This is a genomic window from Candidatus Acidulodesulfobacterium sp. H_13, assembly GCF_048541835.1.
In the GTDB taxonomy this organism is placed as follows: Bacteria; SZUA-79; SZUA-79; order Acidulodesulfobacterales; family Acidulodesulfobacteraceae; genus QIJE01.
In genome coordinates, this window is record NZ_JBLEOY010000001.1 from 125639 (window position 1) to 150772 (window position 25134).

The window sequence follows — 25134 nt, forward strand, 5'->3', positions numbered from 1 at the left end:
ATATTAAAATATGTTTTTTCTAATTTAGTAGAGTTTCCAATCCCCTTATGCTTTCATAGAACGAATATTTCTTATCGGGGGTCTGTCTGATAAAATCTTCTATCTTTTCTATCCGGTCTATGGCAAAATCTATTTTTTCATTAGAACCCTTAGAGTATGCACCTATATTTATAAGGTCCTCGTTTATCCTATAAACGGATGCTACGTTTAAAACATCCCTTGCTTTAAGCAAATGTTCGTCAGAAACGATGTCCGGCATAACCCTTGATAAGCTATTAAGTACGTCTATCGCCGGAAAAACTCCATTCTCGGCAATCTTTCTAGAGAGAACAATGTGCCCGTCAAGAATAGACCTGACGGTATCCGATATCGGCTCGTTCATATCGTCGCCTTCAACTAAAACCGTATATATTCCGGTAATGCTGCCCTTATCGGAACCGGCGGCTCTCTCTAAAAGCTTCGGCAGGATACTGAAAACGGATGGAGTATAGCCCCTTACCGTGGGGGGCTCACCGGCCGATAACCCTATTTCACGTGCAGCCATTGCAAATCTAGTTATTGAATCCATTAGAAATAAGACGTTGCATCCCTTGTCCCTAAAGTATTCGGCCACCGCCGTTGCCGCAAACGCCCCGCGAAGTCTGACAAGCGGAGATTTATCGGATGTGGCGACTATGACGATCGATTTTTTTAATCCCTCTTCCCCAAGATTTTTCTCGACAAATTCTCTGACTTCACGTCCCCTTTCACCGATCAGGGCAATAACATTTATATCGGATTGAGAATATTTAGTAATCATCCCGAGAAGGACGCTTTTACCTACTCCGGAACCGGCAAAAATTCCGATCCTCTGTCCTTTGCCTACGGTAAGAAAGGAATTTATGGCCCTGACTCCGACATCCATGACCTCTCTGATTCTTTTTCTGGAAAGAGGGGAGGGGGGGTCATTAATTATCTTTGCGTAATCTTTACAGTGAATCTCGCCTTTACCGTCTATAGGGTTGCCTAATGGGTCTATGACCCTGCCCTTAAGTGCCTCTCCGACGGGAAATTTCTCTTCTTCGTCAAGCAGTGTAACTTCGCTTTCCAAACTTATACCGGAGGTATCACCAAACGGCATAAGTATAGTTTTATCCTGATTGAAGCCTATAACCTCGGCAATTACGTCACCGAGTTCGCTATTACGACCCCCGCTTTTAATGCGACAAATTTTTCCTATGGAAAGCGCCGGATGTTTGGTTTCAAGAATAAGTCCAACGGCCTTCGTCAGTCTTCCTTTAATTAAGAACAGGGTTGCATTTTCAAGTAAATCGCTGTATTCCCTTAAATTGATAAGTCTTCCCATATCGCCTTATACCATACTTATTATTTAAGATTTAGAGTCTAAAGAATTATATTCGTTGTAAAGGGATAGAACCTTTTTAACGTAATCTTCCGTTTCCTCAAACGGCGGTACACCTTTATATTTGTTGACGTTTTCTATCCCCGCATTGTAAGCGGCAAGTGCAAGTTCCACGTTTCCATCGTAAAGATTTAAAAGTTTTTTAAGATATGCAGTGCCACCCAAAACATTTTCTTCGGGGTTATATGGATCTACGCCAAGTTCCCTTGCCGTTCCAGGCATAATTTGCATAAGCCCGACGGCACCTTTATCGGAAACGGCGTAAGGATCGAATCCGGATTCGGTTTTTATAACCGCCTTTATCAAACCGTACGAAACACCGTATGTTTCGGATGCCTTTTTTGCAAGCCCGTCTACCGTAACGTAACTTAGATCCTTAATATTACTGACATTATATTTAGAAGATAAATTATATGCCTTAAACAAATTACCGGCGGCAGAAAGCTCAGACACTGCGGCATCCAACTCTTTAAGCCCTCCGGCGGTAACCATAGATGGATGGTCTTTAAAGTAATCCACTATCATTCTGCCTATACCCATACCCCTACCATAATTTTCGTTATTGGATACGGCTTTGTAAAAAAGCGAACTAAATATTTCGTAACCCGTTCCGCGGTCTATAAACGAACCCTTTTCAACCCCTTTAGCCATGGAATCGAAAATCATATTTAAAAAGAGACCTTCGAATTTTGAAGCGACAAACTTTATTTTGTTAAGTTCTTCGGGAGAGATCTCACTCCCTTTCGTCTTTCCGGCTTTTTCGCTCTTATCCGCCACCCCTACTGCGGGCGGGATATTTAAGACATCTGTGATATTCATATATTCAATATCTTTCGGTTAAATTCAGTTAAAAATACCGTTTATAAAATTATATCATAATAAAATTCTTAATAAAAGAAGGGTAATAATCAAAAAATGATTTAAAAAATAACGGATATATATTATTATATATTAGATCAAAACTAAAAATTTCAATCTAAATTTTATGATAATAAAAGTATGGATATAGCTTCTATCGTAGGGTTTATTCTGGGCATAGGCGGCATATTAGTCGGCAATTTGATGCAGGGTTCTACCATGATGCAACTGGTAGACCCGATAGGATTGGTTATAGTCCTCGTAGGAACCGCCGGAGCTACTATTGCGGGAAATCCTACTAAAAGTTTAATAAAAGCCACCTTTAGCATTAAAGAAATATTTCTGCCTCCAAAAGTGGAATATGAAAATACGATATCCGAAATCCTTAATTACGCTACAAAAGCAAGGAAAAACGGAGTGCTCGCCTTGGAATCGGACATAGATACCAACCCCGACTTTTTTATAAAAAAGGCATTGTCGTTGGTAGTGGATGGAATAGACCCTCAGGTGGTTATGGAAATTATGGAAACCGAATTATCCAACATAGAAGAATTCGGGGAAGAAAGCGCCGGAGTTTTCGAACAAGCGGGGGGGTACTCCCCGACCCTCGGCATAATAGGCGCTGTTTTAGGATTAATTCACGTTATGCAGCACTTAAACAACCCTAATAAATTAGGCATGGGCATAGCCGTAGCGTTTACTGCAACGTTTTACGGTCTCGCGTTTGCAAACGTCGTTTTATTTCCCATATCTAGCAAGCTTAAGATAAACTTGAAAGCAAAGGTTTTAAAGTATGAAATTATGCTTATGGGAATAAAATCTATACAAAATGGTGAAAACCCCAGACTCATAGAGGAAAAGTTAAAATCATTTTTAAATGATACGCAGAGAAAAATATATGAAGCAAAACATCCGGAGAAATAAAAATGAGAAGAAAAAAGAAACCCCCAGAGGGATCTAATAAGGAAAGATGGATGATAAGCTACGGCGATTTCCTAACTACTCTACTGTCGTTTTTTATAGTAATGTTCGCCATATCTAAAGTTAACAATGTGAGGCTTAAGGAGCTGGCAGTATCTATTCAACAGGCGTTCGGGGCGAATAAATTTATCACTGTTTCTACATCAAGACCAAATATTGCCTCAACACCGAGCTTAGTAGTTGCGCATGTCGCCCCATCGCAATTTAAGGTCTCCAAATCTAACAAAACATTAATCAAAGAAGAAAAATATGAGGCGATAGTTTTTAGCAACATTGAAAAGCAAATAAAATCATTCGCATTCGGAAACAGCGCCTATAAATCGTCGTTTATAATATACAAATCTACGCGGGGACTTATTATATCCCTAAAAGGCTCGAGTTTTTTCCGATCCGGAAGTGCAAGGATATTAAAAAAATACTATCCACTTTTAAAGTATATAGCATTAGAATTACTTAACGTAAAAAACAACGTTACCATTGAAGGTTACACCGATTCTACGCCTATCCACACGATAAGATATCCTAATAATTGGATGCTTTCTACTGCCAGGGCGGTTAGTGTCTTGGGCTTTTTCATAAAAAGCGTTAACTTTCCTCCGGAAAGACTTTCCGCCTCCGGATATGGAAAATATAAACCCGTCGCAAGCAATAAAACGGCAGCCGGACGGGCACTGAACCGAAGAGTAAATATCGTAGTTCTTTCGACTTTTTTAAATAATGAACTTCCCAGATCTTAAGAGGATTTCTTAATCTGTTGCCTTTGTTTTTCGAGAGTAAATTTAATTATTTCATCCCTGTCAGACTCATTTAAGGCGATAAATTTGCACGCTATAGCTATGTCGCCGAAATCGCCTTTGTCTTCGATATAAACTTTTACTACTTGAGCTTGCGCTTTTATAATAAACTGAGGAACGGCAGGAAATAGCATTGTAATTTTTATAATATTACCCTGTTTTAAATTTCTGTTTTCATCGTTTTTTTTGTCGGTCCACATAATCCCTGAACCGCTTATAGATACAAGTTTTTCTTTAACGTCCGCAAAAATAGACGCCTCCGGATTGAGCAGTGAAAGAATAACATCTAATTTACTGTTTATTGCAATGAGGAGCCTGTCTATGTGCGGATTTACCGAGGCTTCCGCATCTCCTTCCGCCTGCGACTGGTAAATTTTGGGCGAGATCATATTGTAAATTCCGTAAACGGATGTCGTAAAAGAAGGTTTGGAAATATAAGTATCTTTCGTGTTAAGAAACTCTTTTAAGGAAATCTCTTCATAAATAAACTGAATCGTCGCCTTTATGCGCAGAAACTCTCTACCTTCTCTCTCAGCCGACATCCCGGTAATTTTAATTTTTAATGAAATATTTTTTGCATTTTTAGAAATATTTTTCAATAAGGGTTTATACGTAAAGGTCTGGTATAAACCGGGGCATATCATACTGAAATCGGTGGAGTTTTTTATTAAAGACAAGTCTTCGTCTATAGCATAGCCGTCTTTGCCTAATTCTGACGCCTGCGTATCGTTAAGCATATCTTCGTCTTTGTCTGCGTAGTTTGAAAAATGCTGTTTTTCGACAGGCGAGGATGCATAAAGAAGAATGAATAGAAAACCGTCTTCTATTCTATCAATAAATCCTCGAAATTTTTTTTGAGGCGTTTTAAAAATTATATCCTGATTTTTATAAAAACGATTGCCTAAATTATCCATATCTCTCTATGACTATGCGGGATTGCTAACTCCATATGCTTTAATCGCATTAGAAATTTTTTCTAACATTGAAATTTTTTTACCCATCTCCGATTTTCTTTCTATTAAAATATTAGTAATGACCCCGTCTATCTTCATTATATCAGATAATCTTTGTTTGAGCAAAGGAATGAGCGCCGGGTCGCCGCATTCTTCCGTCGACCCTATCGTTATTTTGGAAAAAAGTGCGGTCAAAAAAACCTTTCTATCAAATACGTGATAAATATCGGTAATTTTTTCTCTCCTCTCGTGAAGAATAAGCAGTATATATTTGTTTATGACAATAATTTCATCTGCAATTTTAATTTTTAAACCCAAGGAGTTTTTAGTCATCTTTTCATTAAATTATAACACGGTATTTTTATCTTATCTCTATAATTTTATAATATAATATGGTATGATACAAGCTATATATGATAATAGGGATGTTTCGATTATATATGAAAAAAATTTTAATAGAAAGCGTTAAAAAAGGCGATGTGCTGGCTATGGATATTATCTCCGGCAACGGTCTTACCGCTCTTAAAAAAGGGGTGACGCTTGACGAAAATATTATAGAAAGGATAAAACGGCTAACGCTTATTGATAGCGGATTTGAGGGGAATTATATATTTATCGAAGAAAATTATACCGGCAATGAGGAAGATATGGAGAAAGAGCTATCCCTGCTGGCAAAAAGATTTGAGAATATCGATGGGGATGGATTTATGCGCGGTATTAAAGAAATCATAAAATCGGCAATATTAAAAAACTACGGCAGAAACTGAAATGTATGAATATTCAAAATAAGCCGAAAAAAAGAGGCGACATCTTAGACGAGTTGGTTTCCTCAATAAAAAGAATAAAAAATATACCCACACTACCGAAGATATTATCGAAGATTTCGGAAGAAATGGGTAACGACGATTACTCAATAAAGGACATTGGTGAATTAATGAGCCTTGACATAAGTCTTTCGTCAAGGATTTTAAGAATGGTAAACTCCCCTTTTTACGGGTTCCCCCAGCGAATATACAGCATAAACCATGCTATTGTTCTTCTTGGAGCAAACGTCTTAAAAAGCATCGTTATTTCTACTTCGGTTTTTACCGTAATGAAAGAAGCCATGGAAGGGCTATGGGAACACAGTCTTTTTTGTGCCTTCACAGCAAAATATATTGCCGATATACACCTTAACAACAGTGGAGAAAAGGGGAACAAAATGTCAAAAAAGAACGGCATCGCGGATGCAGATATGATGTTTTCGGCCGGGCTTTTGCACGACATTGGAAAAGTTATTACGGCAATCGCTTTTAGGGATGATTTCAAAAAAATCATGATAATCGCCGAAAAAGACAAGAGACCGTTAACCGATATAGAACATGATATATTAAATATCTCCCATGATCAGTTGGGATACATGCTTACAAAGGAATGGAACCTGCCTTCGTCAATTTATCTACCTATAAAATATCACCATAACGTAAACCTTGCAAGTGAATTTAAAACGGAAACGGCAATATTAAATCTTTCCGATTTTTTAACGCGAGCTATGGGTATGGGTTATTCCGGAAACGCATATATCGAAAAAATAAATACGGATACCGTAAATATTTTAAATATAGATTTAAATTTCATAAAAAATATAGTAGAAGAAGTTTATCCCTTTAAAAACGAATTATCTATATTCGACTAATTAAATATAACGAACCGGATATAAGATCTAATCGTGCGATATGTGTAAAGATAAAAAAAATGATCTGGATATATTTGTCGTTTTGGACGGAAGCTCTGACTATAGATCCTTAGTTAATAAAGAATTAGAGGGATATAATACTAAGCTATTTGACTCGTTTAACCAAGCATATTACTCACTATATATCTCACTGCCCCAATTAATAATAATAGCCGTAAAAATAGCTTTTAAAAGCGGGGAAGCGCGTAAAAGGCAGTTTGAAATGATTAATGATATGCAGTTAGACAATATACTCAGCAATATTCCTATTCTTTTTATACTTCCCGTTAACTTTGATTTCGAAGATATAAAAAATGAAAAATACTTTTTGAAAAATTACATCAAAGAACCTCTTAGCCCGTTTGAGCTTAGACATAAAACGGACAGCATCGTATGCGCATCAAAATCCGCTTTAGACGCAAATCCCCTGACTAAGTTACCGGGTAATTCGTCTATAATGGAATCCGTTAAAAATAAATTGGATAATAAAACGATTTTTTCCTTCGCTTATGTAGATATAGATAATTTTAAGTCGTATAACGATAAATACGGGTTTTTAAGGGGTGACGAGGTTATTATGATGGCATCGAGGCTTATAGTTAATACGGTTTATAATATCTCAAAAACAAGGCATAGGAATATTGAAAAATACGTATTCATAGGACATATCGGAGGGGATGACTTTATCTTGATATCTCATCCCGAAGATATGAAGGATATCACCGATATCATAGTAAATGATTTTGATAAAATAATACTTTCGTTTTACAACGATATCGATAAAAAAAGGGGCTATATCGAAACATACGATAGGCGAAAAAAACTAAACCGTTTTCCGGTGATGAGCCTTTCCGTCGCCGTAATCCCCAATGTAAACAAAAGAATTACCCACTATGGACAGATTAGCGAAATAGCCTCTGGACTAAAGGCTTTAGCTAAAGAAAAAACGGGGTCTAATGTAGTCTTGGATAAAAGGCAAGATTAAAGTATATCCAATTTATTTTTATTTTCGCCGTCGATTGAGTCTGTAAGTTTAGATACCCTTTGTAAATCAGACTGGTTATCGCTACTATTTTTTACTATTGGCAATTTTTGTTTTGCAGAATACATATCGTTATTTAAGACTGTCTGAATAGCCTTATTATTTTTCGTGTTTATAATAATGGGACCCTTTAAATTTACGGTAGATAAATATAGATCCGGGCAAGCCGTCATTATAACAAATATTATTGCTTTCTCTTTGGCGGAAAGATGTAATATTTCTTTTTCTTCCTCTAAAATAGGAATACTATAATCCTTGAAAAAAAAATTTGGGTCGGCAATAATGAAACATAATTTTTCGTCTTCTATACTTTGCAGAATAAAAAACGGTATATTTTCTTCCTTATTTATGTTTAAAATACAAAATTTTTTATAAGAATTGAAGCCTAATATGGGTTTAACGAATTCGATTATTTTCGATCTTTCTACCGCTACCCCGTCCGGATAATAAATACTTCTTACTACAATTTCATTTTCGCCGTTCACTTATAAGACCTCCATATTTATTTATTTTTTTAGCGGTTTCTTTATTAATTCCGATAGATCTCCAAAGTCGAGATTTAAATTAGAAGCGTTTACGTTTTCATTCTCTATTATATCGTAGAGCTCTTTCCTTAAAATACCAACTTCTTTAGGGGCGTCTATCCCGATCCTCACCGTATTTCCCGTAACCGATATAATCTCAATAGTTATATTATCACCTATTTTTATACTTTCACCCGTTTTTCTAGCAAGAATAAGCATATAATAATTTTTAAGTTATTTAAGATAATTAAGGAGAATGGGAGTCAAAGACGTAATATCTGAAGCCGCTTCAAGCGTAGCCTTATAGGAGTCCTGCGCCTGCGTGAGGCTCGTCATAGCCTTGGCGACATTGACGTCCTGAGTCTGTCCTAAAAGTTGTGAAATATTAGATAATACAATCCGATAACTCTCCCGCTGTCCGTTTAACCTCTGCACGATAGTACCGAGAGTAGATTGAGCCGACAATATCCGATTTAGTCCGTTTGTAATTCCGCCGATTATAGCCGAGGAGTTGCGCCGATAAACCCCTTTTGAAAGCTCTGATTTAAAAAGAGAAAGAACCGATATCAACCCTGAGGGAGTGTGAGAAGCACTCGTTGCCGTATCATTGCCGAATATTGCATCGGCGGTAAGAGACGGCATAATAGTTTCGTTTTTCGCAATCCGGTAAGCCTGTTTTACATCCGTTCCCGTATAGGTATAAACGTTATAATGAACTTTAGTAGACGTTCCGTTTGAATTTATAGCGGAGTAATAAGCCGATGCGGTAGTATATGCGGAAACTTGATTAAGATTATCTCCGGTAAAAATATTCTGTCCGTTATAAGAGGTATCGGCAGACTGCAAGAGCTCGTTTATGATCTGACCCGCTTCTTTAGCGGCATCCGTATCATTCACAGACGTATTAGTACCGTTCGCCATTTCAATTGCAAGTGTCTTTGCCTGATTTACTACGCCGATGACGTTATTTAGGGTTGAAGAGGCTAAAGAAGCGACCCCGTCGGCAAGACCGACATTAGAATTATATTGCGTTATAAGCGCAGTGCTGTTCTTGTAAGATAGAATATTTACCATACCTTCAGGGTTATCTTGCGGATAGTCAATTTTTAAACCGCTTGAAATCTCGTCCTGAAGATTATAAGCCTTGTTAGATTCGCTTAAAAGCTCGTTATTTATTCTATTATATATCATACTGTCGGTTATCTGAATCATTTAAATCACCCCGCTCGCACAAAAATTTATAGTTTTACCGCCTACGTCATATATTATTAAGGAACGATATTTAAAAGGGCTGTCATGATAGCCTCTACCGAATGCGTTATTGCTGCTGCTGCCTGATAAGAATTCTGATAATTAACTAAATCGGTCATCTGCCGGTTCATATTTACACCTACGAAGGACTGCAATTGATTCTGCAAATTTGAAATAACCGAGGTTGAGTTAGTGTAATTAGCATGCGTGCTTTGAGCCTGAGTTCCGATATTAGACACAATACCGGAATAGTAAGTCGAAATAGGCGTATCGACTCCGTTAATCGGCACATTATTATTTTGAAGCGATCCGATATTCAAGGCATTTTCGTTATTTCCGTCAAGGCCTACAGATTTCATTTGAGATAAGGTCATATTTGTAGCATATATCGAAGGAGTCGAATCAGGCTTTGGAGATATAATATTTGCAGTAAATGAATCTCCGTTTGACGGCGTTCCTGCTATTTTCACATGGAAATTTCGGGCAGATACGGTTGAACCTATATTATTTTGATTACCGAAAAATATGGAATAATCATTCTGTCCTAAACTTGATACAGTTGGAGGGATTGATAAATATTGCGTCTCTCCGGTAGTTTTGTTGCTAACGGAAAATGCCGAAACGACGGTACCGGAACTATATGCTTTTGTAAGACCGGAACTCAATGTGATATTCGTAGTATCATTAGTACTGTTATAAACGACACTCCCCGAAGCGTTAGAAACGGTATAACTCGTGCTCCCTATTAAAATTTGCTGACCTGCCAAAAAATTATCACGCGTATTTAAATTATTCTGAAAGTTTCCGTTTATCGTAATCGTAGTAGCACCTGAAGCGGCAGCAGACGAGAGATCAGACGAAACATAAGTTATATCATACTGTCCGCCGCCATTACTACTTGAAATAGCGGTTCCATCGGTTACATCGGTGGGGTTAATCACCGAGCCGGCACTTACAATAGCGTTGCCGGTATTACTTGGACTGACAGCCGTTGCAACGGCAGAAGCGGCAGCAACCTGAGAAGTAGACAGATTAGGATTAACCGCCATAATAAAAGCGGGATCGGTCGTTAACTGATTGACGATAAAAGTATCGCCGTTTTTCGGAGCAGCTCCGTCAGTAGATGTTCCGGTAATATTGACTGAAACCCCGCCGAAATCAATCTTATACACGCTTTGTCCATATTTATTGGTTACAGAAGAAACACTAACCTCGGAACCGCTTAAAGCTTGACCCGTAGTGGCGTTTTTAACGATAAAAGTACCTCCGCCGGTCGTCGAAACCGTATAGTTGTTCCCCGTGAGCTTAGACGGATCGGTAATATACCCCGTAGAGATAACAGCATCGGTTACCGTTTTATTTGTTACAGTATTAGTTCCTACTGCGGTAGTCAAATCGGGATTAAAAAAATAGTTCCCCGTCAAACCGCCAAGCCCGTAACCGCTATGTTGCAGAGAATTGACATTGTCGACTATGGACGCTGACAAGGAGTTTAATTGTTTTATATAAGACGGAGCCGCGACATGCTCAAGGTTTACATAAGCACCGAGACTACCCCCTGTAATATTTTTAGTAATACTCTGTGTAGAGCCGTCCGGTCCGTTCCACATAATATCTAATGCAGACGAATTGGATGAATCAATGTGCGTCGAAAGGCTAAAGGATGAATCACTTATTACGATAGGCACATTACCTATAGATATATTGATTTTATCGCTATTATTTTTATAATATGAAATATTGACTAATTTGGAAAGCTCATTCACGGAATTCATCCTCTCGTCCCGCAGTTCGTTGGCGTTGCCTCCCGCATTTTTAGCATATGTAACCTGCTTATTGAGCGAAGCAATCCTATCGGCAAGGTTGTTGATTTCCGGTATAGCGCCTTTTATGGAGGTATTTGTCGAAGAAACCATATTCATTACGGCAGTGTAGGCGTTATTAATATTTCCGGAGAGGGAATTTGCATCCGAAAGCAATGCGGTTCTCTGTGCCGTATTCGATGAGTCGTTTGCGACATTTTGAAAATCGTTGAAAAATTTGGATATTGCCGAACTAAAACCGGAGCCAGACTGGTCGTTAAATAGGTTTTGGATCTGGTCCAACCCCTGATATAAAGTGGTGTAATAGCTATTCCAAGTAGTTTCTCCGTTAACCTCCGACTGGACAAAGTCGTTCGTACTTCTTTGAATATGCGATACATTTACGCCTGTTCCGTAGGTGTAAGGCTCTCCTATAACCGCCGGAGCTTCGACTATAACCGGAGTTTCACTGTTGTAAAAAGGGGTGTTGGCATTAGCGACGTTTTGAGAAACGGTATTCATAGCCGTCTGATTTGTCGTCATTGCCGATTCGGCAATATCGAATATATTGTTTATGGTAAGCATTTAAACCTTAACCCCGGGTCCTATTAAAATATTTTTTAACGGAAAAAAACCGGATTCATTTGAACCGGACCTATTATAAATCGAACTTTTGCTGAATGCGTCGGTAATGAATGAAATCGTTAGTTGATTATAGTGTATGTTTTTTTTAATTAAGCCGGAAAATGCCTCGTTGATTTTACCGATTTCGATAACCGCATCTTTTATCCGATTCTTCAAGTGTTCAAACTCCTCGTTTTTTTTGCTTTCATTTATTTTTTCGCACGGCTGTAAAAATGAAACGGTTTGAAGCCTGCCCTTCAGCCTTCCTATTGATTCGTTTAACCGTTCTTTCTTTTTGTTAAATATATCTATGTTTTCAAAGAGATTAAAATTTGAACTCAAAAATAGATAAAACTCTTCAATCTCCTTTTTTAGGTTTAAAATAATTTCGAGTATCTCGTTAAGATTATTTCTATATTCGGATAAATTTTCCATAATAAATGTATTACTCGTTTGTTATATTTAAATTTTTAAGCAATCCCCCGGCTATTTTAGAACCATCGGCATAACTTCCAAACATTACCGACTGCCTTACGGCATTGAGTTTTTCCGTAGGAACCGACTGTGCCCTATCTATAGAGTTTTTTAAATTGCTTATAAAATCGGCCCCGCCGGATATATTAACCTCATCACTTCCGGTTTGACTTATTTTTAAGCTCATCTCCTTTTTTTTGTTGCCGACGTTTTTCGAAATTTCGTCGATAATCGGAGGAATATTATAAATACTAATTGTCATATGCTAAGACCTTCTTTTATTACTTAATTGTTTTTACCGGTTTCAACTTTCTCCACATATAACAATCGTCATTTTTCAACGATATCTTTAATTTCCCCTCAATATTATCAAATTATTTTGATTTGCGCCGAAAGAGCTCCCGCCGCTTTAATGGATTCAAGTATCGAAATGATGCTGGAAGTCGAAGCACCAACGGCATTCAATGCCTTTATAAGCTGCTGCACGGTTAACCCTCTCTTTAGAAAAAACGCGTTGGGGACCCTTTTCTTGCCGATTTTAAGAGTGATGTTTCTGTTGGATATCGCCACCGGGTCTATTTCAATATTGCCACCCATTACTACGGTTCCGGAACGCTCATTGATAACTATAATTGCCCTTAAATGCGTTTTTACGTTTATGACGTTTACTGCAGAAATGAACTCCGCTACGTTTCCCTTATATGAAGCCGGAACATCAATCGATACTTCCGTAGAGTTTAAAGGCTTTGCTGTTCCCTTGCCGAATTTTACGTTTATAGCCGATGCCACCATAGAAGCATTTGTAAAATTTGGATTTTTTAATATTAAACGAACAGTATTAAACGAGTTCAGTTTTATAGAAATTCCCTTTTCGACTATTCCGCCATTATCTACGATGCCTGAAGTCTGGAAATTCTGAGATACTGGAATATAGCCCGGAAGCGGCATAACGTTTTGAGCAGTAACGTTTCCTCCGGTAGATACGCTTCCCTGAGCCAATGTGTAAACCTTGCCGTTTGATCCCTTTAACGGAGTCATAAGCAAAACACCACCCTGCAAACTTTCGGCATTTCCGATAGAACTGACTGTAACGCTTATTCGTTCGCCAGGTACGGCGAAAGGAGGAAGTTCTGCAGTCACCATAACGGCAGCGGTATCCCTTATTTCATAGAGAGAAGCCTGATCGGTATTTACTCCCAACTTAGACAACATCGTAACTATACTTTGCCGAGTAACGTTAACTCCCCACCGGTCTCCGGTACCGTCAAGTCCTACTACAAGACCGTAACCAACCATAGGATTACTCATTGCCCCGTAAATGGAAGTAATATTGCCTATTTTAGCCGCAAAAGAAAAATTAGGGTTCATATTCAAGATGAATAGGCTAATTAAAAATAATAAGGGTATAAAAAATATTTTTTTCTTCATTGCTATTTTTAGTAAGTAATTATACACGTTAAAATGGCCATATAAATTCCATCGCTTTATAAAGCCAGTTTGGGCTCTGCTGGGTATTTATATAACCCTTGCCGTTTATCCAAACCCTTAAATCGGAAATTTGACTAGATAAAACGGTATTTGCCTGAGATATATTAGTGGGTCTGACAACCCCTTTAATCAATAAATACCTCGTTTCTCCGTTTACCGAGACCTCTCTTTCACCCTTTAATTCTATGTTACCATTGGGAAATACCCTGACAACCTGAGCCTGCATCATCGTCGAAATATTACCTGATTCGGAAACCCCGCCGCCGCCATTAAATTTTTCCGCATTAGAACCGTCATAGCCGGTAGGTTTTGATGTCGAAAGACTACCAAAAGCAATACTGCCCTTACCAGATGAAGTATGTGAAAGCACAATTCCGGATGAGTCGCTTACCCTGGTCCTATTGTTTATTATTACGGTAACGGTATCGTTGATCCTTAACGCTACGTTATCGGCATAGAGGTCTGCCCCGTTTGAGCTGCTCCACAAGGAGCCTAAAACGGGCTTGCTTGCAATTCCACCGTTTTTTGCCGTCGGTTTTACGTATGTAGGAGGAATCATAGATTTTGGCGGAGTGACACCGCCGCAACCGCTCAATATAACAGGTATCAGTGCCGACAAAAACGAAAAAACAAACAGATATTTTTTTACCGATTTTCTTATTTTCATAAATTTTTACCTTACCGTAACAATTTTATCAGATTTTACTACACAACTTAAAACTGCTCCGGAATATATATTTTTTACTCGTATTATAGAATTCAAAGCACCCGACTGAAGAGCCACTCCCTTTGTCTCTAAAACCAACCCATAGCTTTTATATACTATATCTACCTCGTCTCCAAAAACTATTACCGTTTTTTCTTCCGTGTCTTCTTTGGACAGCGTAGAATTTTGCGGAATAACGAATCTTGCCTCTCTACCTATCACATATTTTTTGCTCAGGTAATAACCTCCCGATAAGCTCGGAATGCTTACATAAGAAATTTTGACGTCGTCCCGTTTTATGATTTGAAATTTTCCTATTGTTTGAGAAGCGACCGCAACGGGGGCGTAAATTTTCGTTTTAAAAGAAACATAAGCTATTCCCTTGACTGAATCGCTTTCTCTATCTAATAATTTCACTATCACCGTATGATAACCGGAAAATTCTGGGTTATCTATCTTCGATTTCATGAAATACGCCCCTATATTCTTAACGGGTATGGTAAAAGCGAAGCCGTTAAAACTAAAATACCTTCTAAATTTTGGCTCTATCTCTTTTAAATATGAATTAATCACAAATTTTTTTAGTTGCGTATGATTAGTGCCGCTAATGTCCCCTGCAAAAGATGTGGTTACTCCATGAAGTAACAATAAACCGGCATATAAAAGTAAAAAGGCTAAAATTATTTTTCTCGGCATAAATAATCGGAATTTATATAATCATATTATTATTTAATATAACCTTACGGTATTAAACCGTCCATGACCTGCAGCATCTGATTGGCAACGGTAATGGCCTTGGAATCTATCGTGTATGCATTTTGAGCCGTTATCATGGATACCATCTGACCTACTAAATTTACGTTCGACATTTCTAAAAAACCCTGTTGAATAGCCCCTATCCCGTTTGCATTAGGCGTCCCTATTTGTGGAATTCCGGAAGCGGATGTTTGCAGATAGAGATTACTGCCTATACTGTTAAGCCCGGCGGGATTGATGAAATTAGCGAGTGTTACGGTTCCTATTTGAACAGGATCGGTCTGACCCGAAACGGCCGCCGATACCGTACCGTTTTGAGAGATTGTTATAGAGGATGCGTTAGGAGGAACGGTAATAGGCGGAACAAGCGGGTAACCGTTCGCATCTACTAACTGACCCTGCGAGTTTGTCTGAAAAGTACCGTCTCTGGTATAAGCGGTCTCGCCGTTAGACATATGTACCTGAAAGAATCCCTGACCCGATATTGCTATATCTAACGGATTAGATGTTTTTTGGAGGTCTCCCTGCGTAAATTCCTTTTCTATAGAAGATACCTTAGTTCCGAGACCGATTTGAATGCCGGTAGGAACCTGCGTATATTCGGACGAATAAGCCCCGGGAGATTTAACCGTCTGATAAAAAAGGCTTTCGAAATTAACTCTAGACTCCTTATATCCCGTGGTATTAGTATTCGCAAGATTATTGGCAATATTATCTATTTCTATTTGCTGGGCCTCCATGCCGGTGGAAGCAGTCCATAATGCCCTCATTTATAATGTCCCCCCATGAGAAACGCCGTTATCGTTAAATTAGTTGTCCGGTATTAAACGTAATACCGCCCCCGTTAAGCTTCTCTAAACCGCAGCACCTACAATGTTTATGGCCGCATTGTTAACACTGCCATACGATTTTATAATCTCTATCATGTCGTTGTAAACCCTAGAAATGTTTATCATTCCCACCATGCTCTTAATCTCGTTAACATTTGACTCTTCAACGTAACCCTGGAGTATATCCGGATCTTGATTTTTGACCGGGACACCGGAATCCTTAGTTGCCGAAAACATCGTATCTCCATATTTAGACAAATATTCCGAATCTTTAAAGTTAACCATCAATATCTTCCCTTGGTATATCCCTCCACTCATCGTAGAATTCTTTAGATTTATTATACCTGCACGCGTAACCGTAACGTCTGCCCCTTCCTTATTTAAAAATATCGGTTTTTCATCGGTATCGAGAACGGGGAAACCGTTCTGGTTGACGAGTTCACCGGCTTCATTCAGCGAGAAGACGCCATTTCTCGTATATTTAATTCCATCCGGGGTCTGAATTGCAAAATATCCGCTTCCGCTGATCGCCAAATCAAGCCTATTGCCGGTTTTTTTTACCGCACCCTGGGAAGTATTTACATAACTGCCGAGGGTTATGGGATATGCTTTATCTACAAACGGTTTTTTACTTCCAGAATTTAAAATAGAAACGGCTTTTTGGGATAAAAACTCTCCGAAAAGCACATTACTGCTCTTATAGCCGATAGTATTTACATTGGACAGGTTATTTGTAGCCATAGACATTTTTTTTTCTTCCGATAAGATTCCGCTTAAAGCTATATAAGAACCACCGTCCATTTGATCACCCTTTATTATATATAGTAAGTAATATGATAATTAATGCAATTAACGTACCAAAAGCACATGGTTAATTTTTTAAATTGCGTTTACCTATAAAATTACCGCATCTAAAGGAAAGAAATTATGTGCCTCTCCCCCTATGATGTGCGCTATGGGAAAAATTTTCCCATATTGTTTTAATTGTAAGGAAAATATGTCTAAGTAAAAAGCTATCTTGATATTTGACACTCGACCGTCTTTTCTCTTATAATATAAAGCATTATCTTATTATAAGAAGGTACATAAATATACGAGGGTGCCGTGGATAAAACGCTGGCGTTCATTATTACAAAAGATAAACATATAAACTACATTGTCGGTTTGATTAATGCGGCGGCAAAAAAAAATTGCGATATTAAGATTTTTATAATGGATAGAGGAGTATTCCTCACGAAAAACGATAAGTTTATCTCAATCATTAAAAAAAACAATATCGGTAACGTCTCGGTTTGCGAATATTCCTGTAACGTAAACGGGGTAACGTCTCGGGCGGAAGAATTTAATTATGCCTCGCAATTCGAGAATGCAAAAATGATCAACAAACTAAAAAAACACGACCGGATAGTCTTATTTTAATTTGGATTATACAATTCTTTGGACATTCCCGCGTATACGTTTATCGTTTTGGCGTCGGATTTGTTTTCGGACATGCGATATGAAAAGACCTTAAGGAAATTATGTTCGAAATAAAAAAATTAAAAGAAAATCCCGATATTAAAATATATTCGAGAAAGCATGAAATTCATGCTATACTGAAAAATTTCGCCAATCAAAAAAAACCTATCGTCATAATCCCGATTCCTTTTAGCGAAGAATATTTCACTAATATCATTGAAGTAAACAACGATTATATAATTATTGATTCTATAATTCCTAAGGTCGGCAATATAAAACTCGCGGAATCATCTTACCTTAAGGCCGTTTTTAAATTTAACAATAATGAACATTATTTTATCTCAAAATTGTACGACTATAAAAAATATAAAGAATACTTCGTTTTCTATATTTATAAGCCAATTGAAATATTATCGTTAGAAAAAAGAAAATTTTTCAGAATAGAACCATCCGTAAACAGACCGGTTAGATTGTCTTTTTTATCAGACGATAGATATTATGACACGAAGATGTTTGATCTTTCCGGTGAAGGATTTTCTTTTCTGCTTAAATTCCCATTAGAAAAGCACACTATTTTAGAAGAGGTGAAAATTAAGTTTCCCGACGAGCTACCGGACATTATGATACGGGCGGAAATAAGATCGACAATAAAATTAAATAACCTGAAATATAAAATCGGCGCTCAAGCTATTAATTTAAAACCGAAGGCTCAAGACATCATGTTTAGATATATATTTAAAAGACAGAGGGAGATAGTTGCTTTCATGAAGGGTTCCGTTTAAGTCAAAAATTTCGTGAATCTCCGGCGGCTTTCTCGTTTACTTTCCAAAGAAATGCAAAAATTTTAGAGACGGCCTTGTAAAGTTCCGGCGGAATTTCGTCGTAAATATCTAATCTATCAAGCACGTCTGCCAACATCTTATTCTCCATTACCGGTATATTTTCTTTTTTTGCTATTTCTATTATTTTTTCGGCAACCCTACCCCTGCCTTTTGCGATTAATACGGGAGCGCTATTCTTTTCTCCGTCATATTTCAGAGCGGACGCCTTAATATTTTTGTCTGTTTTAAACTCTTTCATTTATTATCTTACCGTCAGAAAACACATTATAGCGGGTATCGCCGTTGAAATTATCGCCATTATTTTTGAAGGATACGTCTTTAAGGCTTATCCCTTCTAACGACATAATTTCCTTAAATAAATTTAAATTCCTGCCTATTAATTTTTTAGCGGCATTAGAGCAATTTTGAAAATTTATGCTCAAAGATTTGTTAAAAAAATATGAAAATAATTTGACGTTGCCTAATGGACATAAATCTACTTCAAGCATGAACATATATGCTCTTTTCCCCGCATTTAAAAACGGTTTTTTACCCTGTCCGTCTTTAAAAATATGAGAAGAATTAGAATCAGCCGACGTTAAAATAACCGAACCTACACCGGCGCCGTAATTGAAATTAACGTGAATAAATAAAAAATTGCCATTTACGGAAACGGTTAAATTTTGATCACTTATGTTTAAATCTGAGGTAAAAAGGGATTTAAAATTCGTTTCTACATAATTTGAATAAATTTCATTATATAAATCAAGTGCTTTTTGCATGTCCTTGTTGTTTAAATCATTTAATATCTTGAAAATTATTTTGCCGTTATCTTCAACACTTATAAGACGAAGCCTAACCGGCATGCTGAAACCGTCGTCGAAAGTTTTTCTCAGTGCAAATTCGTTACGAAGGTCATCCGGGATATCCGCCTTAAATAATTTGCCGTTTAGACTGAACGTTCCGCTTAAAGAGTTTTCCGTCCCTATCAGGTTTGCTTCTATCATATCGCCCGAATTTACGATATCTAAAAGAGAAGCGGTCATTTTATCTTTGAATATTGCCGCTATATTGTCGGAGGGAAAGGGAAGTAACGGATTAATGCCGCGGTTCATAAGATTAAATCCACATGAGAGGGATTTTTTTCCTTTTTCGGTTTTTCTTCTTTTTCCTTTTTCGGTTTTTCTTTTTCGTCATTAACCGGCTCTAATACTTCGCTTAATTCTACTACAATGTTTTTCTGCATTTCATTGGTATTTTCCATTTTTTCACGAGCTATATTGCCGGAATTTACCGCTAAAGCATGAGAAGACGATGCTATCTTTTCAATAGACGATAAATTTGAAATAATTTGTTGAATTTCAACTAAATCCATCATGACGTTAAATGGTTAAAAACACTTTCTAAATCTATTATTGAATAAATTTTTTTCTCTTCATCTTGAAAAACATCTAAAAGCATGCTATTAGATGTTTTGAATTTAAAAGTTGACGAAGAAATAAGATGCTTATTCTTAATTTTCATTATGTCTTTTATGCGGTCTACGGATAAACCGAAAAATTTATTCTTATAAATACATATTATAGTATAACTAAGCGCAACTCTATCATTGATATGCATAGAGACTATCATAGAGAAATCGTAAATAGGCACCATTCTATTGCGATATAAAATTACTCCGAGATGCCCCTGTTTTTTAGAAAAAATACTAACCGGTTTTTTATATTTTATTATCTCGTTGATGCTTAACGCCGGTAAAGCGTAAAGAGAATCTCCGGAGGCAAAAGTAAAGTAGCCGATCTCTTTCTCACCGTCTATTTTAGTCGTAACCGCAGAAATAGAGCTAATTATCCGAACTGTATCCTGCCGAGGCTCTATAGAAAAACCGGGTTTGGAAACGGCACAGACCACCGAGGTTGCCGGAGTTAATAAATTTTCTACGGGATAAACGAGCACACGTGTCGGCTTTTCCGCTTCCGGAAATTCTTCGATATTTTCAGATAAAAGACCGTCTATCCATGGAGTTACTATATCGGAACCTACCGTTTTTAAATTATTTAAATCATATAATTTAAAGGTTTCGTTCATTTTTTATCCCCCTCATTATCTCCGCCATCCAAACCGTTAATTATTTCACGGGCTACGCCGATATAGTCCAAAGCCCCTCTAGAATGAATATCTATATAAGTAAGCGGTTTTTTTATCAAACTCGCATCCCTAAACTTCGTGTCTATATTAATTAAACCGCTAAAATGATTATTTCTATACTTATTTTTAAAGTAATCCGCCGACTTAAGCGACGAATTAGTCCTTCTATCGAACATGGTGATTAAAAGCCTATATGTACATTTAGTATCTAACGCTTTTTCTATTTTAGTTATAGTAGAGAGCAATAAATCAACACCCCTTGCCGATAAAAAATCCGCCATAACCGGAATAATAATTTCATCGCTCGCTGCAACGGCACTAATAAGAAGTACGCTCAATGCAGGAGACGAATCTATTATTATATAATCGTAACTATTTTTAAAAAACTTTAATTTTTCTCTTAGTTTTAACCCCCCACCCTTAGAAATCGATAGTTCCGCTTCTATTCTGGCTAAGTTAATATTTGAAGGGAGTAGGTCTATACACCCCCCGTTTTTAAGCCTATATTTATTTATAATGGCATCGGCAGGATTAAAAGAATCGGATATCATTAGATCGCCTACGTAACATTCCAATTTTTCGGGCTCTACGGCGAGATGGTTAGTAAGACTTGCCTGAGGATCTAAGTCTACTAAGAGAACCCTAAACCCAAAAACAGAAAGGGAACTGCCGAGGGTAATTACTGTAGTTGTTTTGCCTACGCCTCCTTTTTGGTTTGCGGTCGCAAAAATATACGGGGCTTTCATAAATCACTTCATTATACTTTCTATAAGCCTGTGTTCTCCTGTCGTAAATATCTTGTCGATATCTAAAAGTATTATAAGTCTTTCGTCCAATTTGCCTACGCCTTTAATATAATCAGAATCTAAACCGGCAATTAAAGGCGGCGGAGGCTGAATAGTTGATGAATTAATTCTTAAGACCTCAGAGACACTGTCGACAATAAGACCTATGGTTTTATTCATTATATTTACCACTATAACCCTGGCATCCTTTGTTGCCTCTTTGATACTAAGGTGAAATTTCTTTCTTATATCCACTATAGGAATAACCCTGCCTCTCAGATTAATAACACCTTCTACAAAATCCGGCGCCTTAGGAACCTTGGTTATTTCGACGATTCTATTTATTTCCTGAACCTTCAAAATATCTAAAGCGAACTCTTCGTTGCCTAATTTAAAGGTGACAAGTTGAACTATTTCGTCGATTTCGGAACTTACCACACTGTTTTTTTGATCCCCGGTTTTTTTAATAGCGATATCCATAAATTTCCTCCAAGAATGAGATAAATAAGACCGTACATATTATATATAAAAACTAACCCATAATTTCCTTTATTATTTCATTGCCTATTCTGTACACGGGAAGAACGACATCCGCTAAACCTGCATCCGTAACCACCTTGGGCATACCGTAAACAACACAGGTAGCTTCATCTTGAGCTATCGTTTTTCCTCCCCCTTCTTTAATCTTTTTCATGCCCAAAAGTCCGTCCGAGCCCATTCCGGTCAATATAATTCCAAGAGCCTTCCCTGGATATTCCTTTGCCACCGATTCCATCATGAAGCTGACCGACGGTCTGTTTGTCAGGTCGGCAGGCTCATTAGAAAGCGTTATTTTAATACCTTCTCTGCCCGCTTTCTCTATGCTGAGATGTTTATCTCCAGGCGATAGATATGCTGTCCCCGGCTTAATTATTTCGTCTCCGGATGCCTCTATAACATTAATATGGGACATTGAAGATAATCTCTCGGCAAAAGACCCTGTGAATGCCTTAGGCATATGTTGGACCATAATTATGGGAACCGGAAAATTTTCCGGAATTTTAGGTATGACATCCTGAAGGGCTCTCGGTCCTCCGGTTGAAGAACCTATTGCAACGATATCTATTTTATTTTTACCGTCGGTATTTTCTTCAAGCGACGTCTGCTCCGCGTATTCTACGGCAGTGATGTCCCCGTACTGCCTGAAAACATACTTTTTTACCGTAATGGCCCTTATCTTTGAAAGCAAGTCGTCTTTTATTTTTAAGATATTAAGCGATACATTGGAAAGATTTTTAGGGATATAATCAACAGCTCCTATATCGAGAGCGTCTAATGTCCCTTCGGCTCCATCCTCGGTAAGCGAACTTAACATTATCACGGGTAAGGGAAATTTTTCCATAATAATTTTAAGAGCCTTCAGCCCGTCCATGACGGGCATTTCGATATCCATCGTTACTATGTCCGGTTTCAGGTCTTGAACTTGGCGAATTGCATCCTGTCCGTCCTTTGCAAACCCCACTACCGTAATATCTTTTTCTCCCTCAAGAAGAGAATTTATGGCCCTCCTCATAAACGGCGAATCATCGACTATTAAAATCCTGATATGCCCTGCCATAAGATTTCAAACCCCCTTTTGTTAATCCCTGATAATATTAACATAATTTTATTATTCACAACAGTCCGGTTTATCATAATCTGCATTATCTAATTTTAACCGCATCTATCATTGATGCCACGTCTATTATTAAAACCACTTTACCGTCGCCCGTTATAGTCGCGCCGGAAATCCCCTTATATCCTAATTCATAGTCGCCTAAAGACTTAATAACAACCTCCTCCTGGCCATAAAGGTTATCTACCGCTATACCAACCTTTTTTTCTGCAAGAGCGACAACCACGATGTATATTTCCTTATCCGTATAACTTGAAAAATCTTTATCGGTATTTTCGTAAATCTCGAATTCATTTCCGAGCCTGAGTAGAGACAAAACAGATTCTCTAAGGTTTATAACTTCATGTTTATCTATCGTCTGAATAGTCGATTCTTTTATTCTAAGCGTTTCGACTATAGAATTAAGCGGAATGGCAAAAACTTGACCCTCTACTCCGACAATTAGGGTTTGAATTATAGCTACGGTCAGAGGAAGTTTTAATATAATATCGGAACCCCGTCCCGGTTTAGAATCTATTTCGATAATTCCGTTAAGTTTCTGTATATTGGTCTTTACGACGTCCATCCCCACGCCTCTTCCTGAAATTTCGGTGGCCTTGTCTTTAGTGCTGAATCCCGGTGTAAAAATAAGGTTTAACGCATCTTTATCCGAGAGATTTATTGCTGTTTTTTCATCTATTACTCCCTTTTCTACAGCTTTTTGTTTAATAATGTTAGCATCAATACCACCGCCGTCGTCCGTAACCGATATAATAATGTAGTTCCCTTCATGTTCGGCAACTAATTTTATAGTTCCCCTTTCCGGCTTTCCGTTTTTGATTCTACCCTCTTTATCTTCTATACCATGGTCCACACTATTTCTTATTAGATGAACGAGGGGGTCTCCTATTTCTTCTATTACTGATTTATCGAGTTCCGTTTCTTCGCCGAATATTTGCAGGTCTATATCCTTGCCTAATTCGCGGGAAAGATCTCTAACCATTCTGGGAAATTTACTGAATACCTTTTTGACCGGCTGCATCCTTGTTTTCATAACCGCAAGCTGAAGATCCGTAGTCACTAAATTTAGGTTAGCTACCACCTGTGCCAATACCGAAGAGAGGTCATCGTCTGCATATTTAGATTCTAATTTTGATGAAATATTGAACAATCTGTTTCTTGCAAGAACTAATTCTCCCACCAGGTTCATTACGTTATCGAGTCTTTCGATGCCCACCCTGACTGTAGTTTCTTTTATTTCGGACATATGAACCGGAACGGGTTTTTGCGGAATAACGGGAAGGGGCTTCGATACGGGCGACGGTTTATTCCGACATTCCTCCGCAGTAGCCTCTGCTGAAGGACTATCGGATTTTACCGATAAAAATGACGCATCAGCTACGGGAGGCGGCTCTACATCTACGGATTCCGCTTTCGGTTTTTCTTCCGGCCCTTTTATCCCGCGTTCCTCCTCCTCCTTCTCCCTATAAATCTGCTCAAGTTCTTCTTTGGAAATCAGGTTATCTTCTAAAAGAATATCGCCTAAATTTTTAGTCTTTTTTTTACCGGAACCCGAATCATCGGCTAACCGGGCATGTTGTCCTTCGGAACAGGCAGGATCTATTTTCACACCTTCGCCCTCGGATAAGGACGATTCTTCTTTAGGAGAAGGAGTCTCGATGTTCAATCCTTCGGACATTTCGTTAAGCTTTTTAATAAGTTCGGTATTATCTATGGGGGGATTACCTTCCGTACCGGTTTCGGAAATAGTAATTATCATGGCTTTCAACGTATCCATAGCTTTCAGCAGATAATCCGTCATTTCGGCGGTAAGAACCATCTCTCCCTGCCTTAACTTATTAAGAATATTTTCGGCGCTGTGTGCAAGTTCTATTATATTCTGAAAACCAAGGAAACCGGCGGAACCCTTTATGGTATGCGCCGCCCTGAATATCGTATTCAGTATATCTTTATTATCCGGTTGCTTCTCTAATTCTATGAAGTTTTCGTTAAGACTTTCAAGGAGTTCAAGCGCTTCCTGAATAAAATCGTCAACAATCTCCTGCATCGAATCGTCCATCATTCTGCTC

Annotated in this window: 30 protein-coding genes; 7 read left to right on the forward strand and 23 right to left on the reverse strand. The window is 37.9% G+C overall.

The features are described 5' to 3' along the window. Positions 1-19: 19 nt before the first annotated feature. Both ACMCNP_RS00630 and ACMCNP_RS00635 read right to left on the reverse strand, forming a co-directional pair. Positions 20-1345: a FliI/YscN family ATPase gene (locus ACMCNP_RS00630; protein WP_419312406.1), complete on the reverse strand. Its 1326-nt coding sequence runs from the start codon at positions 1343-1345 to the stop codon at positions 20-22. 24 nt (positions 1346-1369) lie between these two features. Next, positions 1370-2221, reverse strand: a complete 852-nt coding sequence (locus ACMCNP_RS00635; protein WP_419312409.1) for a transglycosylase SLT domain-containing protein — start codon at positions 2219-2221, stop codon at positions 1370-1372. A gap of 180 nt (positions 2222-2401) precedes the next feature. Between ACMCNP_RS00635 and ACMCNP_RS00640 the strand changes: the two genes are divergently transcribed. Both ACMCNP_RS00640 and ACMCNP_RS00645 read left to right on the forward strand, forming a co-directional pair. Continuing rightward, complete coding sequence (locus ACMCNP_RS00640; protein WP_419312412.1) at positions 2402-3184, forward strand: flagellar motor protein; 783 nt, start codon at positions 2402-2404, stop codon at positions 3182-3184. A 2-nt stretch (positions 3185-3186) separates the two neighbouring features. After that, positions 3187-3978 (forward strand): flagellar motor protein MotB, encoded by a 792-nt coding sequence (locus tag ACMCNP_RS00645; protein ID WP_419312415.1) that lies wholly within the window; start codon positions 3187-3189, stop codon positions 3976-3978. On the opposite strand, the gene ACMCNP_RS00650 is transcribed toward ACMCNP_RS00645, so the two are convergent. Together ACMCNP_RS00650 and ACMCNP_RS00655 are read right to left on the reverse strand one after the other, a co-directional pair. Continuing rightward, positions 3975-4949 (reverse strand): PilZ domain-containing protein, encoded by a 975-nt coding sequence (locus ACMCNP_RS00650; protein ID WP_419312418.1) that lies wholly within the window; start codon positions 4947-4949, stop codon positions 3975-3977. The two genes, ACMCNP_RS00645 and ACMCNP_RS00650, sit on opposite strands and share 4 nt — an antisense overlap. Before the next feature lie 12 nt (positions 4950-4961). Next, complete coding sequence (locus ACMCNP_RS00655; protein ID WP_419312421.1) at positions 4962-5321, reverse strand: hypothetical protein; 360 nt, start codon at positions 5319-5321, stop codon at positions 4962-4964. 107 nt (positions 5322-5428) lie between these two features. On the opposite strand from ACMCNP_RS00655, the gene ACMCNP_RS00660 reads away from it, so the two are divergent. Genes ACMCNP_RS00660 through ACMCNP_RS00670 form a run of 3 tightly spaced genes read left to right on the forward strand, consistent with a single transcriptional unit; the run spans position 5429 to position 7687 of the window. Further along, positions 5429-5755 carry a hypothetical protein gene (locus ACMCNP_RS00660; RefSeq protein ID WP_419312423.1) on the forward strand — a complete coding sequence of 109 codons (327 nt, stop codon included), beginning with the start codon at positions 5429-5431 and terminating at the stop codon, positions 5753-5755. Positions 5756-5760: 5 nt separating this feature from the next. Next, entirely contained in the window at positions 5761-6663 is a 903-nt protein-coding gene (locus ACMCNP_RS00665) for an HDOD domain-containing protein (protein ID WP_419312426.1), read from the forward strand. 40 nt (positions 6664-6703) lie between these two features. Further along, complete coding sequence (locus ACMCNP_RS00670; protein ID WP_419312429.1) at positions 6704-7687, forward strand: diguanylate cyclase domain-containing protein; 984 nt, start codon at positions 6704-6706, stop codon at positions 7685-7687. Here ACMCNP_RS00670 and fliW read toward each other — a convergent pair. From fliW to flgF, 11 genes are all read right to left on the reverse strand, one after another. Beyond that, positions 7684-8229 (reverse strand): flagellar assembly protein FliW, encoded by a 546-nt coding sequence (fliW, locus tag ACMCNP_RS00675; protein ID WP_419312432.1) that lies wholly within the window; start codon positions 8227-8229, stop codon positions 7684-7686. The genes ACMCNP_RS00670 and fliW overlap by 4 nt on opposite strands. A gap of 21 nt (positions 8230-8250) precedes the next feature. Continuing rightward, positions 8251-8487 carry a carbon storage regulator CsrA gene (gene csrA, locus ACMCNP_RS00680; RefSeq protein WP_419312435.1) on the reverse strand — a complete coding sequence of 79 codons (237 nt, stop codon included), beginning with the start codon at positions 8485-8487 and terminating at the stop codon, positions 8251-8253. Positions 8488-8502: 15 nt separating this feature from the next. Further along, on the reverse strand, positions 8503-9480 hold the full coding sequence (locus ACMCNP_RS00685; protein WP_419312438.1) for a flagellin N-terminal helical domain-containing protein: 978 nt from the start codon (positions 9478-9480) through the stop codon (positions 8503-8505). Between the two features lie 56 nt (positions 9481-9536). Beyond that, on the reverse strand, positions 9537-11906 hold the full coding sequence (gene flgK, locus ACMCNP_RS00690; RefSeq protein ID WP_419312441.1) for a flagellar hook-associated protein FlgK: 2370 nt from the start codon (positions 11904-11906) through the stop codon (positions 9537-9539). Next, complete coding sequence (gene flgN / locus ACMCNP_RS00695) at positions 11907-12380, reverse strand: flagellar export chaperone FlgN (protein WP_419312444.1); 474 nt, start codon at positions 12378-12380, stop codon at positions 11907-11909. It lies immediately after the preceding gene. A 10-nt stretch (positions 12381-12390) separates the two neighbouring features. Continuing rightward, a complete protein-coding gene (locus ACMCNP_RS00700; protein ID WP_419312447.1) occupies positions 12391-12681 on the reverse strand; it encodes a flagellar biosynthesis anti-sigma factor FlgM in 291 nt (96 codons plus the stop codon). Positions 12682-12788: 107 nt separating this feature from the next. After that, the gene (locus ACMCNP_RS00705; protein ID WP_419312450.1) at positions 12789-13787 is read right to left on the reverse strand and encodes a flagellar basal body P-ring protein FlgI; all 999 of its coding nucleotides are present in this window, start codon (positions 13785-13787) and stop codon (positions 12789-12791) included. Positions 13788-13875: 88 nt separating this feature from the next. Continuing rightward, positions 13876-14574 (reverse strand): flagellar basal body L-ring protein FlgH, encoded by a 699-nt coding sequence (locus ACMCNP_RS00710; protein WP_419312452.1) that lies wholly within the window; start codon positions 14572-14574, stop codon positions 13876-13878. A 6-nt stretch (positions 14575-14580) separates the two neighbouring features. Further along, positions 14581-15309: a flagellar basal body P-ring formation chaperone FlgA gene (flgA, locus tag ACMCNP_RS00715; RefSeq protein WP_419312454.1), complete on the reverse strand. Its 729-nt coding sequence runs from the start codon at positions 15307-15309 to the stop codon at positions 14581-14583. A 44-nt stretch (positions 15310-15353) separates the two neighbouring features. After that, complete coding sequence (gene flgG / locus ACMCNP_RS00720) at positions 15354-16139, reverse strand: flagellar basal-body rod protein FlgG (protein ID WP_419312457.1); 786 nt, start codon at positions 16137-16139, stop codon at positions 15354-15356. Positions 16140-16223: 84 nt separating this feature from the next. Then, positions 16224-17000, reverse strand: coding sequence for a flagellar basal-body rod protein FlgF (gene flgF, locus ACMCNP_RS00725; RefSeq protein WP_419312460.1), 777 nt, complete (start codon positions 16998-17000; stop codon positions 16224-16226). A gap of 303 nt (positions 17001-17303) precedes the next feature. Between flgF and ACMCNP_RS00730 the strand changes: the two genes are divergently transcribed. Together ACMCNP_RS00730 and ACMCNP_RS00735 are read left to right on the forward strand one after the other, a co-directional pair. Beyond that, positions 17304-17618, forward strand: a complete 315-nt coding sequence (locus ACMCNP_RS00730) for a hypothetical protein (RefSeq protein WP_419312463.1) — start codon at positions 17304-17306, stop codon at positions 17616-17618. Between the two features lie 101 nt (positions 17619-17719). Then, the gene (locus tag ACMCNP_RS00735) at positions 17720-18439 is read left to right on the forward strand and encodes a flagellar brake protein (protein ID WP_419312466.1); all 720 of its coding nucleotides are present in this window, start codon (positions 17720-17722) and stop codon (positions 18437-18439) included. A gap of 1 nt (position 18440) precedes the next feature. Here the strand turns inward: ACMCNP_RS00735 and ACMCNP_RS00740 are convergent, their stop codons facing one another. The 8 genes from ACMCNP_RS00740 to ACMCNP_RS00775 all read right to left on the reverse strand — a co-directional run bounded on the left by ACMCNP_RS00740 (position 18441) and on the right by ACMCNP_RS00775 (position 25127). Next, positions 18441-18737 (reverse strand): EscU/YscU/HrcU family type III secretion system export apparatus switch protein, encoded by a 297-nt coding sequence (locus ACMCNP_RS00740; protein ID WP_419312469.1) that lies wholly within the window; start codon positions 18735-18737, stop codon positions 18441-18443. Further along, positions 18724-19593 carry a hypothetical protein gene (locus ACMCNP_RS00745; protein ID WP_419312471.1) on the reverse strand — a complete coding sequence of 290 codons (870 nt, stop codon included), beginning with the start codon at positions 19591-19593 and terminating at the stop codon, positions 18724-18726. Before ACMCNP_RS00745 ends, ACMCNP_RS00740 begins: the two co-directional genes overlap by 14 nt. Beyond that, entirely contained in the window at positions 19590-19856 is a 267-nt protein-coding gene (locus ACMCNP_RS00750; RefSeq protein WP_419312474.1) for a hypothetical protein, read from the reverse strand. The genes ACMCNP_RS00745 and ACMCNP_RS00750 overlap by 4 nt, the downstream gene beginning before the upstream one ends. Continuing rightward, complete coding sequence (locus tag ACMCNP_RS00755; protein WP_419312477.1) at positions 19853-20566, reverse strand: chemotaxis protein CheW; 714 nt, start codon at positions 20564-20566, stop codon at positions 19853-19855. Before ACMCNP_RS00755 ends, ACMCNP_RS00750 begins: the two co-directional genes overlap by 4 nt. Further along, positions 20563-21372, reverse strand: a complete 810-nt coding sequence (locus tag ACMCNP_RS00760; protein WP_419312480.1) for a ParA family protein — start codon at positions 21370-21372, stop codon at positions 20563-20565. Before ACMCNP_RS00760 ends, ACMCNP_RS00755 begins: the two co-directional genes overlap by 4 nt. 3 nt (positions 21373-21375) lie before the next feature. After that, entirely contained in the window at positions 21376-21891 is a 516-nt protein-coding gene (locus tag ACMCNP_RS00765) for a chemotaxis protein CheW (RefSeq protein WP_419312483.1), read from the reverse strand. A gap of 52 nt (positions 21892-21943) precedes the next feature. Then, the gene (locus ACMCNP_RS00770; protein WP_419312485.1) at positions 21944-23008 is read right to left on the reverse strand and encodes a protein-glutamate methylesterase/protein-glutamine glutaminase; all 1065 of its coding nucleotides are present in this window, start codon (positions 23006-23008) and stop codon (positions 21944-21946) included. An 85-nt stretch (positions 23009-23093) separates the two neighbouring features. Beyond that, positions 23094-25127 carry a chemotaxis protein CheA gene (locus ACMCNP_RS00775; protein ID WP_419312488.1) on the reverse strand — a complete coding sequence of 678 codons (2034 nt, stop codon included), beginning with the start codon at positions 25125-25127 and terminating at the stop codon, positions 23094-23096. Between the last annotated feature and the right edge of the window lie 7 nt (positions 25128-25134).

Excerpts from the sequence above, each read along its gene's own strand:
- flgG (WP_419312457.1), bottom strand. The coding sequence starts at position 16,139 with ATGAGGGCATTATGGACTGCTTCCACCGGCATGGAGGCCCAGCAAATA.
- ACMCNP_RS00735 (WP_419312466.1), top strand. The coding sequence starts at position 17,720 with ATGTTCGAAATAAAAAAATTAAAAGAAAATCCCGATATTAAAATATAT.
- ACMCNP_RS00745 (WP_419312471.1), bottom strand. The coding sequence starts at position 19,593 with ATGAACCGCGGCATTAATCCGTTACTTCCCTTTCCCTCCGACAATATA.
- ACMCNP_RS00770 (WP_419312485.1), bottom strand. The coding sequence starts at position 23,008 with ATGGCAGGGCATATCAGGATTTTAATAGTCGATGATTCGCCGTTTATG.
- flgK (WP_419312441.1), bottom strand. The coding sequence starts at position 11,906 with ATGCTTACCATAAACAATATATTCGATATTGCCGAATCGGCAATGACG.
- ACMCNP_RS00700 (WP_419312447.1), bottom strand. The coding sequence starts at position 12,681 with ATGACAATTAGTATTTATAATATTCCTCCGATTATCGACGAAATTTCG.
- ACMCNP_RS00755 (WP_419312477.1), bottom strand. The coding sequence starts at position 20,566 with ATGAACGAAACCTTTAAATTATATGATTTAAATAATTTAAAAACGGTA.
- ACMCNP_RS00635 (WP_419312409.1), bottom strand. The coding sequence starts at position 2,221 with ATGAATATCACAGATGTCTTAAATATCCCGCCCGCAGTAGGGGTGGCG.
- ACMCNP_RS00650 (WP_419312418.1), bottom strand. The coding sequence starts at position 4,949 with ATGGATAATTTAGGCAATCGTTTTTATAAAAATCAGGATATAATTTTT.
- ACMCNP_RS00655 (WP_419312421.1), bottom strand. The coding sequence starts at position 5,321 with ATGACTAAAAACTCCTTGGGTTTAAAAATTAAAATTGCAGATGAAATT.
- ACMCNP_RS00765 (WP_419312483.1), bottom strand. The coding sequence starts at position 21,891 with ATGGATATCGCTATTAAAAAAACCGGGGATCAAAAAAACAGTGTGGTA.
- ACMCNP_RS00705 (WP_419312450.1), bottom strand. The coding sequence starts at position 13,787 with ATGAACCCTAATTTTTCTTTTGCGGCTAAAATAGGCAATATTACTTCC.
- ACMCNP_RS00685 (WP_419312438.1), bottom strand. The coding sequence starts at position 9,480 with ATGATTCAGATAACCGACAGTATGATATATAATAGAATAAATAACGAG.
- flgA (WP_419312454.1), bottom strand. The coding sequence starts at position 15,309 with ATGCCGAGAAAAATAATTTTAGCCTTTTTACTTTTATATGCCGGTTTA.
- flgF (WP_419312460.1), bottom strand. The coding sequence starts at position 17,000 with ATGGACGGTGGTTCTTATATAGCTTTAAGCGGAATCTTATCGGAAGAA.
- ACMCNP_RS00750 (WP_419312474.1), bottom strand. The coding sequence starts at position 19,856 with ATGATGGATTTAGTTGAAATTCAACAAATTATTTCAAATTTATCGTCT.
- ACMCNP_RS00670 (WP_419312429.1), top strand. The coding sequence starts at position 6,704 with ATGTGTAAAGATAAAAAAAATGATCTGGATATATTTGTCGTTTTGGAC.
- csrA (WP_419312435.1), bottom strand. The coding sequence starts at position 8,487 with ATGCTTATTCTTGCTAGAAAAACGGGTGAAAGTATAAAAATAGGTGAT.
- ACMCNP_RS00630 (WP_419312406.1), bottom strand. The coding sequence starts at position 1,345 with ATGGGAAGACTTATCAATTTAAGGGAATACAGCGATTTACTTGAAAAT.
- ACMCNP_RS00645 (WP_419312415.1), top strand. The coding sequence starts at position 3,187 with ATGAGAAGAAAAAAGAAACCCCCAGAGGGATCTAATAAGGAAAGATGG.
- ACMCNP_RS00710 (WP_419312452.1), bottom strand. The coding sequence starts at position 14,574 with ATGAAAATAAGAAAATCGGTAAAAAAATATCTGTTTGTTTTTTCGTTT.
- ACMCNP_RS00760 (WP_419312480.1), bottom strand. The coding sequence starts at position 21,372 with ATGAAAGCCCCGTATATTTTTGCGACCGCAAACCAAAAAGGAGGCGTA.
- ACMCNP_RS00660 (WP_419312423.1), top strand. The coding sequence starts at position 5,429 with ATGAAAAAAATTTTAATAGAAAGCGTTAAAAAAGGCGATGTGCTGGCT.
- ACMCNP_RS00740 (WP_419312469.1), bottom strand. The coding sequence starts at position 18,737 with ATGAAAGAGTTTAAAACAGACAAAAATATTAAGGCGTCCGCTCTGAAA.
- ACMCNP_RS00640 (WP_419312412.1), top strand. The coding sequence starts at position 2,402 with ATGGATATAGCTTCTATCGTAGGGTTTATTCTGGGCATAGGCGGCATA.
- ACMCNP_RS00775 (WP_419312488.1), bottom strand. The coding sequence starts at position 25,127 with ATGATGGACGATTCGATGCAGGAGATTGTTGACGATTTTATTCAGGAA.
- ACMCNP_RS00665 (WP_419312426.1), top strand. The coding sequence starts at position 5,761 with ATGAATATTCAAAATAAGCCGAAAAAAAGAGGCGACATCTTAGACGAG.
- flgN (WP_419312444.1), bottom strand. The coding sequence starts at position 12,380 with ATGGAAAATTTATCCGAATATAGAAATAATCTTAACGAGATACTCGAA.